The sequence below is a fragment of the Chitinophaga barathri genome, assembly GCF_003807585.1.
Lineage (GTDB): Bacteria > Bacteroidota > Bacteroidia > Chitinophagales > Chitinophagaceae > Chitinophaga > Chitinophaga barathri.
The window spans coordinates 128,470-146,944 of record NZ_RMBX01000002.1 but is presented as its reverse complement, the minus strand read 5'-3'; the positions used below and the strand labels follow the sequence as shown (position 1 = coordinate 146,944).

General features: G+C 52.4%; 6 protein-coding genes. 2 read left to right on the top strand and 4 right to left on the bottom strand.

Features of this window, described 5'->3' with window-relative positions:
- Nucleotides 1–10: 10 nt before the first annotated feature.
- Complete coding sequence (locus EG028_RS03715) at nt 11–1,723, top strand: hypothetical protein (RefSeq protein WP_120515548.1); 1,713 nt, start codon at nt 11–13, stop codon at nt 1,721–1,723.
- Between the two features lie 182 nt (nt 1,724–1,905).
- Here EG028_RS03715 and EG028_RS03710 read toward each other — a convergent pair whose 3' ends face one another.
- The 4 genes from EG028_RS03710 to ahcY all read right to left on the bottom strand — a co-directional run bounded on the left by EG028_RS03710 (nt 1,906) and on the right by ahcY (nt 5,476).
- Nucleotides 1,906–2,637 (bottom strand): pyridoxine 5'-phosphate synthase, encoded by a 732-nt coding sequence (locus EG028_RS03710; RefSeq protein WP_120515549.1) that lies wholly within the window; start codon nt 2,635–2,637, stop codon nt 1,906–1,908.
- 15 nt (nt 2,638–2,652) lie between these two features.
- The gene (locus EG028_RS03705) at nt 2,653–3,381 is read right to left on the bottom strand and encodes a DUF3307 domain-containing protein (RefSeq protein ID WP_120515550.1); all 729 of its coding nucleotides are present in this window, start codon (nt 3,379–3,381) and stop codon (nt 2,653–2,655) included.
- An 11-nt stretch (nt 3,382–3,392) separates the two neighbouring features.
- On the bottom strand, nt 3,393–4,022 hold the full coding sequence (locus EG028_RS03700; RefSeq protein WP_120515551.1) for a SatD family protein: 630 nt from the start codon (nt 4,020–4,022) through the stop codon (nt 3,393–3,395).
- 155 nt (nt 4,023–4,177) lie between these two features.
- Nucleotides 4,178–5,476, bottom strand: coding sequence for an adenosylhomocysteinase (gene ahcY / locus EG028_RS03695; protein ID WP_241559068.1), 1,299 nt, complete (start codon nt 5,474–5,476; stop codon nt 4,178–4,180).
- Nucleotides 5,477–5,885: 409 nt separating this feature from the next.
- Here ahcY and EG028_RS03690 point away from each other — a divergent pair, with 409 nt between their 5' ends.
- Nucleotides 5,886–18,473, top strand: a complete 12,588-nt coding sequence (locus EG028_RS03690; protein WP_120515553.1) for a Calx-beta domain-containing protein — start codon at nt 5,886–5,888, stop codon at nt 18,471–18,473.
- Nucleotides 18,474–18,475 lie beyond the last annotated feature (2 nt).

The window sequence follows — 18,475 nt, the reverse complement described above, 5'->3', positions numbered from 1 at the left end:
AGACACCACGATGAACAAATTTTTCTTAGCCCTTATATCCCTCTTTAACCCGCTCTGGAAAAAGATGGGCGTGAACGTGAACCAGCTGCGCGCCATCCTGGACGTGAAGCTGAAGATGGACGACCGCCGCCCCAATGCCTATACCAGCATGCGCCAGCAGCAGCAGAACAAACCCCGGAAAAACGGTTCCTGGGCCATTGTGCTGGTATCGCTGCTGATGGGTTTCTTTTACCTGTTCATTTTTATGATGGGGCAAAACCTGATACTCCAGTTCTTCCTGTGGTTCAGCATTTTTATGGTGATGATGAGCATTACGCTCATATCGGATTTTACCAGCGTGCTGATAGACGTGAAAGACAACTACGTGATATTGCCCAGGCCCGTGAATGACAAGACGGTGGTGGTGAGCAGGCTGCTGCATATCATGATCCATATTTCAAAGATTGTGGGGCCGCTGGCGTTGCCGGCCTTTGTGTATATCTGTATCCGGTATGGCATTGGCCCGGGCTGCTGGTTTGGCGTACTGGTTGTACTGCTCAGCATGTTCTGCATCTTTCTGATCAACACGGTGTACCTGGTTGCGCTGAAGCTCACCACGCCGCAGCGTTTCAAAGAAATACTGAACTATCTCCAGATCATTTTTTCCATTATCGTATTTGCCACTTATTATCTCGCGCCGAAGCTGGTACAGAAGTCGCAGCTGGCGGAGCTGAACCTGGCGGATTACCCCTGGGTGTACTTTATGCCCACGTACTGGTTTGCGGGGGCTTATCTCAGCGTGGCCAGCCTCGACTTCAGCGGGCTGAATATCCTGTATATCCTTTTGGCCATTTTGGTGCCGTTTTTCAGCCTCTGGCTGGTGGTGAGGGTATTTGCCCCCAGTTTTAACCGGAAGCTGGCCATGCTCAGCGGAAGCGAGCCGGATACGGTGAAAACAAAGAAGGTGCGGACCGTTTCCGGTAAAAAACCTTTTTACAAAACATTGGCCCGCCTGTCCAGCAAAAACAGGCTTGAGCAGCTTTCTTTTGAACTGGTGTGGATGATCACGGGGCGCAGCCGCGAGTTTAAGCTGAAGGTGTATCCTTCGCTGGCTTATGTGGTCGTGTATTTTGTGTATTTCCTTTTCAGCGGCAAGCAGGGCACGCCGGGCGAGGCCTGGGCCAAACTCCCGGAAACGAATATGTTTATCCTGCTTATTTATATCAGCAGTTTTGTGTTTGTCACTGCCATCAGCAATATCACTTATTCGGACAAGTTCAAAGCGGCCTGGGTATATTACGCGGCGCCGGTAAAGGTGCCCGGCGAGCTGCTGATGGGTGCTTTCAAAGCTACACTGGTGAAATTTTTCCTGCCGTTTTACATCCTGATCGCGCTGTTTTCCATAAGTGTGTGGGGGTTCAGGATCGTGCCGGACCTGCTGCTGGGGCTTGTGAATGTGGTGCTGATCAACCTCGTGTTTGCGGCCATTTACCTGCGGAAGCTGCCGTTTTCAGCGCAGCTGAACATTAAACAGGGTGCGGGCACTTTCCTGAAAGGCCTGCTGATATTGGCTATTCCCGGCGGTATCGGGTTTGCGCACTACGGCCTGCGGTTCATCGGCACGGACGTCAGCTGGGCTTATACGGTAATGGTGGTTTTTTTCGGGTTGATCTCCCTTTCGGCTTTGTACCTGCTGTATATGCGGTATAAGGAAACGAGCTGGGAGAAACTGGAAGTGTCCTGATAAAGCCCGTTGTTGCGAGGAGCAGCAGAGCTAAAGTGGGAGGGCGACGAAGCAATCTCCTTCATTGAATTGAGATGCTCCAATATTGGGAGATTGCTTCGTCGCGCCCCGCACAAAATCCCGCACTGCTTCTCGCAATGACGCTTTTTCCTGTTCCACGTAGGCTTTTCTTGAAAAATTTATTAGTCCTGCAGCTGCCGTTTATACAGCTGGATGGTATTTTCCAGCCCGAAGTAAATAGCGTCGCATACCAGGGCGTGGCCGATGGATACTTCTTTTAACTGGGGGATGTGAAGTTTGAAGAACCGGAGGTTGTCCAGGTTCAGGTCGTGCCCTGCGTTCAGTTCCAGTCCTATTGCGGAGGCTTCTCTGGCCGTGTTTTTATAGTCGTTGAACAGGCGGAAGTTCTGCGGCTGGGTACGCGCATTCGTGTATTCTTCGGCGTAAGGGCCGGTGTACAGCTCAATGCGGTCCGCTCCGGCCGATTTTGCGCCTTCCACTTTGCTGATATCGGGGTTCAGGAAGATGGATACGCGGATGCCGGCCTTTTTCAGGGTAGAGATCACGTCTTTCAGAAAGGCCTGGTAATGCACGGTATCCCATCCGTTGTTCGACGTAAGTACGCCGGGGGGATCGGGTACCAGCGTGGCCTGGTGGGGTTTTGTCTCCAGCACCAGGTCCATAAAATCCTTTGAAGGGTATCCTTCGATATTAAATTCCGTGGTGACGATGGGTTTCAGGTCCCGTACGTCCTGGTAACGGATATGCCTTTCGTCCGGCCGGGGGTGTACCGTAATGCCATCCGCCCCGAAACGCTCGCAGTCCTTTGCCACCTGTATAATATCCGGCAGGTTGCCGCCGCGTGCGTTCCGCAGCGTGGCAAACTTGTTAATGTTAACACTCAGCTTGGTCATGCCGCAAAATTACAATTATTGCAGCAGGAACACCACAACGGAGCCGATAAAAATAGAGGTTGAAAAGCTCATGAGTGTGCCGATGAGCACGTATTCCGTTTCGCGGCGGTTCTCGCTTTCTTTCAGGTCATTGAAGCGCAGGATGGATTTGGCGGCGATCAGGAAACCGATGCCTTCGTAATGGTTGGTGATAATAAACGTGAGCACCAGTGCCCGTTCGAATATCCCGATCCATTTCCCGGCTTCGCTGAGCGAACCTTTGCCGCCGTTGCTCAGGCGTGTGTCCGCTATCTGGTCGCGCCAGCGTTTGGTGGCGAATCCCAGCAGGAACGCGGCCGGCCATATAACGGTGGCGTAACCCAGTACAATGGCCCAGAATTCCGTGTTCTGCCAGAGATTTCTCAGGAAGGGCGGTACGCCGCTCCAGCTGTGGGTCACCTGCAGCCAGAGCACGAATAATACGAGCAGGTGCAGGCCCTGGTCTATGATAAAATTCTTCGCATTGTCTTTACGGTGCAGCTTCCAGAGATCTATGAAATAGTGGGTAACGGCAACGGCTACCGGCGCCAGCCATTGGGACCATGCGGCGGTGAACAGGTAAATGAGCGCACCGTGGATGAGGCAATGCAGGTAAAGATAACCGGAACCTGCTTTGAGGCGGCGCTTTTGTTGCACAATGCGGGTGGTTTGCAGTGCGAAGTCCCCGATGAGGTGGGCGCACAGCCATTTGATGAGTAATAACATAAAGATATGGTTTAGAACATGGCCGGAACCTGTTGTTCGAAGCGCCGGAGTATCAGGCTGATGGTCTGCCACCCGGCGCCCTGCAGCCGTTGCTGAACGGCTGGCTGGCGTATATTCAGTTTTTCAGCGGCCTGTACCTGTGTAAGGCCGTTCAGTTGTTCCAGCACTGCTTCCGCCTGGGCGGGGCTCCACCGTTCGATGATGAAGGAAAGCGTGTGGCTGTGGATCTCCCATTCCTGGTTAACGTCTGCGTCCGGGGTTGCCACGGATATAAGCCCGTTCTTTTTCTTCAGTTCGTCCAGGTACAGGCCGGAGTTCCTGAAAGCGGGACCATCTGAAGTAACTATTTTTTTCGCATTAAAAGAAATGGTGCCGGTGCCGATGGCGAGGCGGGCTTTAAAATCTTCCTTCCACAGCATGGCCATCAATATCAGGCTGCTGCGCAGGGCGGTTTCCGGGTTTTTAGTGATCACGGCCTGGAAACTATCTCCGCGGTATTGTTCGGCCCTGAAATTTTTATCTTTCTTTTTCGCTGCCGCAAATGCGTTATCCAGTGCCTTTTGAAGGTGTTCACGCGCTGTGGGGGCGAGCTGGGAGGATTGGATAACATCGCCGGTTATAACGGCTGCATTCGTTTTCATGATGTAAGTACCACAAATATAAGGCTATAGCCTTATAATACCTAATTATAAGTCTGTGGCCTTATAATGATACAATATAAGGTTATAGGCTTATAGTGCAAAAAAAGCAGCGTCCGTGGAGGACGCTGCTTTTGCTGTATGTTTTACCGTCAGGACTAGTAACGGTAGTATTCCGGTTTGAAAGGACCTTCCACGGCAATACCGAGGTAGGAAGACTGGGCATCGGTGAGGGTATCCAGTTCCACGCCGATCTTTTTCAGGTGCAAGCGGGCAACTTTTTCGTCCAGATGCTTGGGCAGCACATATACCTTGTTCTCGTAGGCGGCGGTGTTCGTCCACAGTTCGAGCTGGGCAAGGGTCTGGTTGGTGAAAGAGTTACTCATTACAAATGAAGGGTGACCGGTAGCGCAGCCGAGGTTCACGAGGCGGCCTTCAGCCAGGAGGATGATATCTTTACCGTCGATGGTGTATTTGTCCACCTGGGGTTTGATCTCCACTTTGGAATGACCGTAGTTGGTGTTCAGCCAGGCTACGTCGATCTCGATATCAAAGTGACCGATGTTGCACACGATCGCTTTGTCTTTCATGGCTTTGAAGTGTTCGCCGGTGATGATGTCGCGGCAGCCGGTGGTAGTTACGATGATGTCGGCTTCTTTCACCGCATCGGCCATCTTTTTCACTTCGTAACCTTCCATTGCAGCCTGGAGGGCGCAGATGGGGTCAATTTCGGTAACGATCACGCGGGCGCCGGCGCCTGCCAGGGATTCGGCGGAACCTTTACCTACGTCGCCAAAACCTGCTACAACCGCTACTTTACCGGCGATCATTACGTCGGTCGCGCGGCGGATAGCATCCACACAGGATTCGCGGCAGCCGTATTTGTTATCAAATTTGGATTTGGTAACGGAGTCGTTGATATTGATAGCGGGCATCGGTAAGGTGCCGTTTTTCATTCTTTCGTACAGGCGGTGAACACCGGTGGTGGTTTCTTCGCTCAGGCCTTTGATGTGCTGGATCAGCTCGGGATATACGTCGAACACCATGTTGGTGAGGTCGCCGCCGTCGTCCAGGATCATGTTCAGCGGGCGGTCGTGGCTGCCGAAGAACAGGGTCTGTTCGATACACCAGTTAAAATCTTCTTCGTTCAGGCCTTTCCAGGCGTAAACAGGGATACCCGCTGCAGCGATAGCGGCGGCGGCGTGATCTTGTGTGGAGAAGATATTGCAGGAGCTCCATTGTACTTCAGCACCGAGGGCTACCAGGGTTTCGATCAGTACAGCGGTCTGGATGGTCATGTGCAGACAACCGGCAATACGAGCGCCTTTCAGGGGCTGGGATTTACCGTATTCTTCGCGCAGTGCCATGAGGCCGGGCATTTCGGCTTCCGCCAGTTCAATTTCCTTGCGACCCCATTCAGCCAAAGACATGTCTTTTACTTTGTACTTGAGGTTCAAATCAATTTTGGATTTAGCAATTGTTGACATTCCGAATAAATTTTTGCAAATCTACCTTTATTTTAACTTTCTACATAATGCTAATTAGGGAACGTATTTCCTCATTCTGAACACTTCCCGGAACCATCCCCATATTTATATATAGAGAAATAAATACAATTATTTTTTGCTTTAATATTATAAATAATATACATTTGCTAATTGGTGAGGTATATTGCCAGTTTATTACATATTATTTTTCTGAGTCATTGGTAATGTAATAGCGCCCCTGGCGGGCTTTGAGAGGAGAAAAGGCATTCCACGCCCGTGCATTTTAACACAAAGCCAGGCTTTCCTCACCGGGAAAATCCGGAATATAACGTCAGTATCCCGATATCTAGTGTGTATGTAAAGAAATTTTAATGTTACTATGTTAGTCCTATCCTATCCTAAGAAAGACAGCGCCCTGTTTGCCGGCATGAGAAAGTTCCGCTTCACTGCCATGGGTATATTGCTGGTTCTCACGCTTTTGAGCGGTATGGCCAGCGCCCAGGCGCCCTCGGTGACTATCAATCCAACTGGTGGCGAAACGGGGGGAGACCTCAGGATCACCATTACCGATACCAGTGTGATGGTGCGCCGCAATGGCGTGGACCAGTTCAGCCTGGATCCTGCCCAACCTCAGTACGACCGGGGAGGGCTTCGCACTTCTATCGTGTTTGAGCGGAAAATGGGCATCCTGGAACCCAAGACCCCCCCTACTTATCTGAGGGCCTGCAATATATCCAATGTGGTGGGAGACGGCAGCGCCGGTAATCCCTGGAGGGTCGTGACGCAAACCACTTTCAAAAGCGCGGCTAACGCAGACTATAATCTTTCCACTGAATATGTTTATACCGCAGGGAAATCGTATTACCTCATCAACTATTATTTAAGCTCCGCGGAGGGAGTGCCGAATGCTTCCGGAGGCGGCCCGTATTGGGTGCATTTTTATCTTTCCGAAGCCGCCTGGATGAATGGAGAAACCTGCGGGACGGGCTTTAAAGACCTGGAGGTGGACGTTCAGTTCAATGAGTACATTGAGTCCGGTAGTGTTACCGGTTACACGCCGCGGATGGTAGGGATTACAAAAAGCGGTGCCGACTGCCCCTCTGGGCTTAGCGGGACACATGTTTTCAAAACAACGGAGCAGGGTTTCATTTCCTATTACGCAGGGCCGGTGCCAGACAGGGACCTGAGGGCGGGTAACGGGTACCCGCTTTCCAATACGATCAAAACAGTGCCTGACAACAGCGGCATCGCTGTACATACGGCTTTGAATATGTTCAACTCGGACATACCGGGCGAAATTTCACATGACACGAAACAGATTGCCGTAGGCTACGATGCCGCGGAAATGGGAGCCCTGTATATGATGGATCCTAATTTGGAAATAACCTGGTCCAATATGATGATGGAAACAGCCGAATTGAACCTCAACCCAGCCCCCACTGTGGATGTGGCGGAGGGTGACGCGGCACACCCCATCACCGGCCTTTTCCTGAACGTGGCCAACGCCTCCTTTAACCTGCCACAGGTGCTGGAAATACAGGTTACACCATCAGGTGCCAATCCTGCCGTGCTCAATACGGATTACCGTGTATTGCAGGACAAGATCATCATTCTCCCCGGCACTTATATCAACGAACAACTGCAACTGCCGATTGAAATTATCGGCAACACCACGCAGTCTTCCATCAATAGATCATTTACTGTTTCGCTGGTTGCGCCCACCTGTGCGCCGCATCTTCAGCTGGGGACGGCTACTTCCTCGGTGTACACGATCGTGGATGACGATGAGAACAAAATATTTATAGAACCGGAGGAAACTTCGCTTCAGGAAGGAGAAAAAACAAAAGTGAAAGTGAAACTGACGGGTGGCCTGCTATTAACACCGCTAGTGATCGACCTGGCCAAGCTGGGCGCATCTACTGCGGAAACCAGCGATTATTCCGGTATGCCTGCGCAGGTGACTATTCCGGCTGGCCAGCGGGAAGTAGAATTTGAGCTGACAGCTGTGGGTGACCTTGTGCTGGAAACGGACGAGTTACTGAAAATAGAAGCGACCACCTCTATCGGCGGCGATCCTAAAGTTCATACCACTGATATCACCATTACCGATACCACGCATCTGAACCCTGATAACCGGGTTATTACTTTCACTGTTCCGCAGGGAGCAGAAGGGACCACAGTGACTATGACGGCCAGCCTGCCCGCGGGTGTTACCACGGAAGCGCCGCTCGTGATCGCGATAAACCAGATAAACCCGGCCAATACCGCGGACGGCGGCGACCTCGACACGGCGTTCCCGCTGTCGCTCACAATCCCGGCGAACGGCCAGGACGCCACCTACGATATTCAACTTCAGGATGACGGCATGCTGGAAGACCAGGAATTCTGGTTTTTCGATGCCAGCGCTTCGGATGGTTATGGTGCATATACCATTATCCCGTCTTATCTCGACATTCTTGACAACCCCGCCGGCCGCGAGTTTACCATTACATTCACCGCTTCCAGCGTTAATGAAGGAGCCGGCACCCAAAACATAAACGGTAGGATTTCTCTGCCGGCGGGCCTTAGTTTCAGTTCCAGCTTCACGCTGACTCTCGTAATGGACCCAAGTTCGACTTCGGATCTGAACGATTTTAATACTCCTTTGCCACTGACGGTTACATTCATGCCAAACGCTAATTTCGTTCCGTTTACTATTCAGCTGAAAGGAGATAATGCTATTTTGGAAAGCGACGAAACCCTTGTATTGACGGGCAATGTGAGCGGGTTCACCTTTGTGAACGGAAGCATCATTATCAGGGATTTATCCTCCAGGACGCCCAGCAATAAACAAATAATACTGGATCCGCAGACACTTGTCAACATTACAGAAGGGCAAACCACACAGATGCGGGTAAAGCTCAAAGCGGGTCTCAGCAGCCAGGAGCCCGTAGTTGTAACGCTGTCCACCGCTGCGGGTACGACCGTCTCCGCGGGTGATTACATTCTGCCGGCAACTGTTACCATACCCGTTGGGCAGAACGATGTGACCTTCGATGTGGAGGCAGTGGCAGATGCCATTACAGAATCCACTGAAGCGCTGACGGTAGTTGCTTCTTCCAATATTCTTGGAACCGCGTTTACTACTACGCCACCCCGGGTGATTAATATTACTGACGCGGCCAGCACGAAAATAATATTTTCAGTCGGCGACCCGGTAATGCTGGAAGGCCAGCCGGTGAGAACGGTTACCGCAACGCTGGAATCAGGCAATGCCACGGCGGATATTAATATTACGCTGCAGACAGGCAGCGGTTCTACCGCGGGAGATGATGATTATGCCGTAACGCCATCTACCGTTACCATCCTGAACGGTACGCCTTCCATAACATTTGATATCGCCGCTACGGACGACGGTTTGCTGGAAAGAGTGGAAACCCTCAACCTGACCGGCACGGCAACAGGTTTCACCGTACAGGGCCTGGCATTTACTATTAATGATGTGACAAGCGCCAATGTAGCCAATAAACAGATCAGGGTGGAGCCGGATGCGGCAAACGTGAACGAAGGAAACAACGTGAGAGTGTGGGTAAGGCTGCCGGATGGCATCAAAACTTCAGAAGAGATCACCATTACGCTGGCACAGGGAATCGGCAGCGACCCGGGCATCCAGTCCGGCGATTATAATTATGCATTGCCGGTGAAGATCCCGGCTGGTGCCGGTGAGATCGACTTTCTGCTGAATGCTGTGACCGACAATATTATTGAGCCGGTGGAAGAGCTGGAGATATCCGCCAGTGCGACAGTGTTTGACGAGGCCGTGACTGACAACGGGTCTGTGAGTATCATTGACCAGTCCAAAACACCTGCGAACACTGCTTTGGTAGTAACAGGTGCCACAACTGTAACTGAAGGCAACAGTATTGATTATAAGATTGCGTTACCACCAGGTGTTACCACCATGGTGCCTATCGATATAACGCTTACACCGGCGCCCGGTACTACTACATCCGGTGCTGATTTTAACGGCGGTTACCCGCTGACGGCCACGATCAATCCGGGTACCACGTTTGTGGATGTCAGTTTTGACGCGAAGTCCGACGCATTGGTTGAAGGGCCGGAACACCTGAATATGCAGCTGCTTGCAACGGATTATACATTTTCACAACAGGTGTCGCTGGATGTAGTGGATACTAATCCGGCAGGATTTTTAATACAGCTTTCGGCGAACCCGCTTTCCGTGGCTGAGGGAACGGTGACGGAAGTAACGGCTACCTTGCAAGGTTTTACTTCAACGTCGGACATTGATGTAGTGCTGAGCAGCGGAGGAACTTCCACGGCGGGTGCGGGAGATCATAGTGCGCTGGGTACTATCCATATTGAGGCAGGACATACTTCCGCAAAAGTAAACATCCAGGCTACAGCCGACGATATCCTTGAACCGAATGAAGTGCTGGAAGTACGTGGCAGCGCAAGTGGTGGTTATACCGTTCAGGGTACAGACATCACTATTACAGATGTTACCGGGACGAATGCCAATAAAACAGTGACTTTAACACCTGCTACCGCAACAGGAGCGGAAGGTGGGGTTATAAAAATAAAAGCAAAACTGCGTGATGGTATTACGACCAGCCAGGCTATTACTGTAACGCTCGGCAGGGGAGCGGGTTCCTCTGCTTCTCTTGCAATAGCTGATGTAACTTTCCCTGCTACGGTGACGATCCCGGTTAATACAGGCGAAATTGAATTTGATGTAGAAGGAGAAACAGATAACCTGATTGAAACGGACGAACTGCTGAAACTGTCATCCAGTGCTACCGCATTCGGTCAGACTTCGACGGATGCAGCAGATATTACAATTACAGATGCGACTGATAGGACCATCACTGTAACCGGCCCTGCTACAATAGCAGAAGGTACTACGGAGACTTATCACTTTGCGCTGCCGACTGGCGTAACGTCTACGTCAGCTATCACTATTACACTTACCCGTGATGGCAGTTCCACCGCTGTCATGGCGGACCTGGAAAATATTGCTCCCATCGTAATCCCTGCTGGTGTTGGATTTGTTGACGTGGTGATTGAAGCAACAGATGATAATTTGATTGAGGGCCTGGAGAACATTACGCTGACACCTTCCGCAGCTGGAGGGTACACTTTCACGCAGGACGTAAGTTTTGCTATCACTGACATGGACCTGGCTGGTGCAAGCATTACCTTGTCCGCATCACCTGCCAGTGTAGCCGAAGGCACCAGTTCCGTGATCACCGCTACTTTGAACGGTGGCATTACTTCAGTTAATAACCTGACAATTACCTTAAGCAAAAACGCTGCCTCTACCGCTGACGATGCTGAGCATGGTACTTTGGGTACCATTACGATCACTGCAGGTGCGACCACCGGTACATTTACCCTCACAGCCGGCACCGATCAGCTGCTGGAAACAAATGAAACGGTGATAGTTGAAGGCACCAATGCACAAGGCATTGCGGTAACCGGCGCAACTGTCACGATCACGGATAACTCCGGGCCGGCAGATATCATCTTAACACCAGTTACTGCGACTGTAGCAGAAGGTGGAGTAATAAAAATAAAAGCAAAACTGCCTACCGGGATCACAACCAGCCAGGCCATCGTAGTAACACTCAGCAAAGGAGCCGGTTCATCCGCCAGCCTGGATGCGAGTGATGTGACTTTCCCTGCTACGGTAACCATTCCAATAGGAGGAAATGAATTTGAATTTGACGTAACCGGAGAAACTGATAACCTGATTGAAACGGACGAACTGCTGAAGCTGTCATCCAGTGCTACCGCATTCGGTCAGACTTCTACGGATGCAGCAGATATTACTATTACTGATGCGACAGATAAAACCATCACGGTAACCGGTCCTGCTACAATAGCAGAAGGTACTACGGAGACTTATCACTTCGCGCTGCCGGCGGGCGTAACGTCTACGTCAGCTATCACTATTACACTTACCCGCGATGGCAGTTCCACCGCCGCACTGGCGGATCTGGAAAATATTGCTCCCATCGTAATCCCTGCTGGTGTTGGCTTTGTGGATGTGGTGATTGAGGCCGCGGATGATAATTTGATTGAAGGCCTGGAGAACATCACCCTGACACCTTCCGCAGCTGGAGGGTACACGTTCACGCAGGACGTAAGTTTTGCTATCACTGACATGGACCTGGCTGGTGCAAGCATTACCCTGTCCGCATCGCCTGCCAGTGTAGCCGAAGGCACCAGTTCAGTGATCACCGCTACTTTGAACGGTGGCATTACTTCAGTTAATAACCTGACGATTACCTTAAGCAAAAACTCCGGCTCTACCGCTGACGATGCTGAACATGGCACTTTGGGTACCATTACGATCAATGCAGGTGCGACCACCGGCACATTTACCCTGACTACCGATACGGACCAATTATTAGAGAACGCCGAAACAGTGATAGTTGAAGGTACCAATGCGCAAGGCATTGCCGTAACCGGCGCAACTGTCACGATCACGGATAACTCCGGCCCGGCAGATATCACCTTAACACCGGTTACTGCGACCGTAGCGGAAGGTGGAGTAATAAAAATAAAAGCAAAACTACCTACCGGGATCACGACCAGCCAGGCCATCGTGGTAACACTCAGCAAAGGCGCCGGTTCATCCGCCAGCCTGGATGCCGGCGACGTAAACTTCCCCGCAACGGTAACCATCCCGGCTGGATTGGGTGAGATTGAATTTGATGTAGAAGGTGAAACAGACAACCTGATTGAAGCGGACGAACTGCTGAAACTGTCATCCAGTGCTACTGCATTTGGTCAGACTTCGACGGATGCAGCAGATATTACTATTACAGACGCCACAGATAAAACCATCACGGTAACCGGTCCTGCAACAATAGCAGAAGGTACTACCGGTACTTATCACTTCGCGCTGCCGACTGGTGTAACGTCTACGTCAGCCATCACCATCACACTCACCCGCGATGGCAGCTCCACCGCCGCACTGGCAGATCTGCAAAGCCTGCCTTCCGTGGTGATCCCCGCAAATACGGCATATGTGGACGTCGATTTTAAACCGGTGACTGGCGACCTGATAGAGTCAACGGAAAACCTGGTACTGACACCTTCAGCTGCCGGAGGTTACACCTTCACGCAGTCTGTGATTTTCAATATTACCGACCAGGACCTGGCCGGCGCAAGTATCGCCCTGTCCGCCGCACCGGCCAGCGTTGCTGAAGGCACCAGCTCCGTGATCACTGCTACCTTAAATGGCGGCGTACTCTCTGCCAGCAATATTTTGGTGACCTTAAGCAAAAATAGCAGCTCTACCGCTGCAGATGCTGAGCATGGTACTTTGGGCACTATCACTATCAATGCAGGTTCTACCACTGGAACCTTCACCCTCACAACCGGCACCGATCAGCTGCTGGAAACAAATGAAACGGTGGTGATTGAAGGCACCAATGCAGAAGGTATCGCAGTGGCTGGTACAACGGTGACTATCACCGACGCTACCGGTACGAACGCGAACAAAACCATTACCTTAACGCCATCCACCGCCACGGTAACAGAAGGCGGCCTGGTGAAAATAAAAGCAACCCTGCCCGCAGGCATCATTTCCATCCAACCAATCGTGGTAACACTCAGCAAAGGCGCCGGTTCGTCCGCCAGCCTGGATGCCAGTGACGTAAACTTCCCCGCAACGGTAACCATCCCGGCTGGATTGGGTGAGATTGAATTTGATGTGACCGGTACAGCGGATAACGTGATCGAGGGTGCTGAGCTGCTGAAACTGGCTTCCAGCGCCACAGTGTTCGGTTACACCTCTACGCACACAGCAGACATCACTATTACTGATGCGACTGACAAAACCATCACTGTAGCCGGCCCGGCCACGATAGCAGAAGGTGCTACCGGTACTTACCACTTCGCACTGCCGACGGGCGTTACATCCACATCTGCTATCACCATCACGCTCAACCGCGACGGCAGCTCCACCGCTGTGATGGCGGACCTGGAAAATATTTCTCCCATCGTAATCCCTGCTGGTGTTGGCTTTGTGGACGTGGTGATTGAAGCAGCTGATGATAATTTGATTGAAGGCCTGGAGAATATCACCCTGACACCTTCCGCAGCGGGAGGGTACACTTTCACGCAGGACGTAAGTTTTGCCATCACTGACATGGACCTGACGGGAGCAAGCATTACGCTGTCCGCCACACCGGCCACCGTTGCCGAAGGTACCAGTTCCGTGATCACTGCGACATTAAATGGCGGGATTACTTCCGTTAATAATCTGACCATCGCTTTAAGCAGAAATGCCAGCTCCACAGCCGGAAGTACTGAACATGGCGCACTGGGTACCATTACCATCAATGCAGGTTCTACCACTGGAGCATTTACCCTCACAACCGGCACCGATCAGCTGCTGGAAGCAAATGAAACGGTGGTGATTGAAGGCACCAATGCACAAGGTATCGCCGTGACTGGCACAACCGTGACCATCACCGATGCCACCGGTACGAACGTGAACAAAACCATTACCTTAACGCCAGCCACCGCTACCGTAGCAGAAGGCGGCCTGGTGAAAATAAAAGCAATCCTGCCCGCAGGCATCACGTCCATCCAGCCGATCATCGTAACGCTCAGCAAAGGCGCCGGTTCGTCCGCCAGCCTGGATGCCGGCGATGTAAACTTCCCGGCAACGGTAACCATTCCGGCTGGATTGGGTGAGATTGAATTTGATGTGACCGGTACGGCGGATAACGTGATTGAGGGTGCTGAACTGCTGAAACTGGCTTCCAGTGCCACAGTATTTGGATACACTTCCGCTTCCGAAGCCGATGTAACCATCACTGATGTATCTAACAAAACCATCACCGTAACCGGCCCGGCCACGATAGCAGAAGGCGCCACAGGTACCTACCGGTTCGCGCTGCCGACGGGCATTACTTCTACATCCGCGATCACTGTCTCGCTCACCCGCGATGGCAGTTCAACCGCTGCGCTGGCAGATCTGCAAAGCCTGCCTGCCGTGGTGATTCCCGCCGGTGCCGCATATGTAGATGTAAACTTTATTCCCGCGACAGACAATCTCATCGAAACAACAGAAAAACTGATACTGACACCGTCTGCCACCGGAGGGTTCACATTCAGTCAGCCAGTTAGCTTTGATATTACCGACCAGGATCTGGCCAGCGCAAACATTGAGCTTTCCGCGGCACCGGTCAATGTAGCTGAAGGCAGCAGCACAGTGATCACCGCCACCTTAAAAGGAGGGGTGCTCTCTACCGGCAATATCGTGGTGACCTTAAGTAAAAATGCCGCCTCCACCGCCGGAAATACCGAACACGGCGTATTAGGCACCATCACGATCAATGCAGGCGCCACTACCGGTACATTTACCCTGGCCGCCAATACAGATGTATTACTGGAGGCCGATGAAACAGTAGTGTTCGATGGTTCCAGCGCCCTGGGCATCCCCGTGACCGGCACGACTGTAACGATTACGGATAACTCCGGCCCGGTGGATATCACCCTCACCCCGGCCACCGCCACAGTAGCTGAAGGCGGCATGGTGAAACTGAAAGTGAGTCTCCCTGCGGGTGTTACTTCCACACAAGCCATCACCATCAACCTGAGCAAAGCCACCGGTTCATCCGCGGGCCTCACAACGGCTGATGTCAATTTCCCGGCAACCGTAACCATCCAGGCGGGAGACAGCGACACAGAATTCGATGTGAATGTTTCTTCAGACAATATCATCGAGTCATCAGAACTGCTGAAGCTCTCCGCTACCGTTACAATTGCCGGTCATACTTCATCAGATAACGCGGATGTGACCATCACGGACGTGTCTGTGAAGACCATCACCGTAAACGGCCCGGGGGTTGCAACAGAAGGCAACCAGGTAGTTTACACTTTCAGCCTGCCCACCGGCGTAACCACCGAGAACGCGATCGTGATACAATTAACACAAGGCACAGCCACACCGGCTGTGAACGCAGCCGATATCGCGGGCGGCATCCCGGTAACGGTAACCATCCCCGCCGGAAGCTCCAACGGTACGCTCACGCTTGATATCAATACGGACGCTATCATTGAACCGGTGGAAAAACTGGAACTGATACCATCCTCCACAGGCTTCACATTCATCGGCACCGTATTGCTGGATGTACAGGACGCCAATTTCGGCGGCGCTATTTCCTTCACCAGCAGCAACGCCACCATCCGCGAAGGAAGCGGTACGGCGACCATCACCGTGAGCCTACCGGGCGCACTGACGGCAGCCAGCGACATCCAGGTGAATATCATTAAAGACGCATTGTCATCCGCCATCAATTCCGACCACAGCATACTGCCCGCATCCGTAACCATTCCGGGCGGCCAGCACAGCACCACCTTCGATATCACCGCACCAACGGACAATATCCTGGAACTGCTGGAAACACTACAGCTGAGCGGAACGGCTCCGGGCTTCAGCGTAACAGGTATTACCATCTCCATTGAAGATGCTACCAGCCTGGATCCGCTGAACACCGTGATATCTCTCGTGCCCGATGGCAGCAGCATAGCGGAAGACGCTACTGGCGACTTTAAAGTGAAACTGCCGGATGGTATCGTATCCGGCACGCCTATTACAGTAACAATGTCTAAAACCGCCGCTACCTCTACCGCAGCGGATACCGATCATACCCAGATACCGGTGAGCATCACCATCCCGGCTATGACGAACAGCAGTGCGGAATTCGATATCTCCGCGGTGAAAGACGGTATCATTGAACCGGTGGAAACGATCAGGGTGGACGGTGGCGCACCGGCAGGATTTACGTTCTCCGGGGCCGATATCCAGATCACGGATGTAACTGGTCTGAACCCCGCGAACAGGCAGATCACCATTAGCATAGATTCCACCACCCTGCACGAAGGCAACACCAGCAAAATGGTATTGTCACTGCCCGTGGGTATCACCACGGCACTGCCCATCGCCATCAACCTGGCGGCTGACGGCGCCTTCAACGCAGTGAACGCGGACTTTACCATAACGCCCGCGGCCCTTATTGCCAAAGACCAGAATAAAGTAACGATCGACCTGACGGCAATACAGGACCATCTCACCGAAGCAGATGAGATCCTTCGCCTTACAGGCATCGCTGCCGGTTTCACCGTAACGCCTTCTGCACAGGTGAACATCCCCGGGGATCCCGCACCGGCCTTGAATGTGACTGTAATAAAAACTACGGACGGAGCAGAGCCTTCAGCCAATGGAAGCTTCAGCATACAGCTCACCGGCGCGGCTCCCGCACCGTATGATGTGACGGTGTTATACTCCGTAAGCGGCACCGCCACTTCAGCAACGGATTACAGCGCACTCTCAGGCACAGCCGTGATCAAAGCGGGCACCTCCGCCATCGCGGTACCGGTAACTGTAGTGGACGACCACATAGTGGAAGGCACTGAAACTGTACAGGTAACACTTACCGCCGGCAGCTTCGTTTACTTCGGCAACACGGTCAGCACCACGCTGGACGCCGTGAAATCCGCTTCACTGAACATCACCGACAACGAAACCTCCGCGGACCGCAGCATTCTCGTCGAGAAGATCGCAGACGCCACCGAGCCTTCAACTGCCGGCAGTGTAAGGGTTCGTTTCGCCAATACACAACTCACGGCCTCAGTGCCGGTAACAGTTACCTACACCGTAAGCGGCACCGCTGCAGCAGGAACCGATTACCACACACTGTCCGGCACGGTGACCATCCCCGCGGGATCGAAAGAGGCAGTGATCAACATCACTCCGAAAGACGATATCCTCCTGGAAGGCACCGAGACAGTGAACATACAGCTGACCGCCGCCAGCGCATCGCTTCCCGCCATCACATGGCCGGTTGCATCGCAGAATACAGCCAGTGTGAACCTGTACGACAATGATGTGATCACCGTGGAAATATTCACCTCCACTACCGCAACGGAAGGCGCGGGCCTTTCTGTAACGCTGAAAGCTTCACAGGCCCCGTCTGCGGACATGCCGGTAACGGTAAGCCTCCAGCACGACGGCATCAGGAGCGTGACCACCACCGTGCCGAGAACAGGCGCGAACCTGACCGTGACCATTCCCGCCGGTGAAACTGAAGTGAGCTTTATACTGAACCTTATAGATAACGAAACCAATGATGACAACGGCTTTGTGAACCTCGCCATCCAGCCGCACAGCGGTGCGGGACAGACCTATGGCAAAGGCTCCAGCAGCAATACTGCAACGGCCGTAACAGATAACGATGCACTGGAGATCAGCTTCAGCAAAGACACGGCAAGGGTACAGGAAAGCAACACTGGTGTCGAGATCATGCCGTTCAAGGTCATCCTGAGCCGCCAGAGCACACGGACCATCGTACTGGAATACGAATTCGCCGATGCATTTGAAGGCGCGGGCGCGGACAAAGACCCGCAGCGTGCGAGGGCGGGAGAGGACTTCCAGGACCATGTTAAACAGATCATAATACCGGCACTTTCCGATGAAGCGGAAATAGAAGTACCAGTGATCGGCGACATCGTGCATGAATCGGACGAATATTTCGCGCTGAAACTAAAAACCGCTACGGTAGCTACAGGCCAGCAACCGCCCGTACTGGGCACGAAACGCACCGCCATCGGCGCCATCCTGAACGATGACCAGGTACCGGACCTTGAGATCAGGGTGCACAAGGGCCTGTCGCCAAACGGAGATGGTAAAAACGATGTGCTGATCATAGAAAACATTGAAAAATATAGCAGGAATGAAATCGTGATCGTGAACCGCTGGGGCGGAACCATATACTCCACCAGCAATTACCATAACCAGTCGAACAACTTCAACGGCCAGGCGAACAAAGGCAGCGGCACGGGCAAGTTGCTGCCGGACGGCTCGTACTTCTACGTGCTGCACGTTTGGGACAACAATGGTAACATGACGCGCCATACCGGATATATCGTATTAAAATCTGCCCAATAATT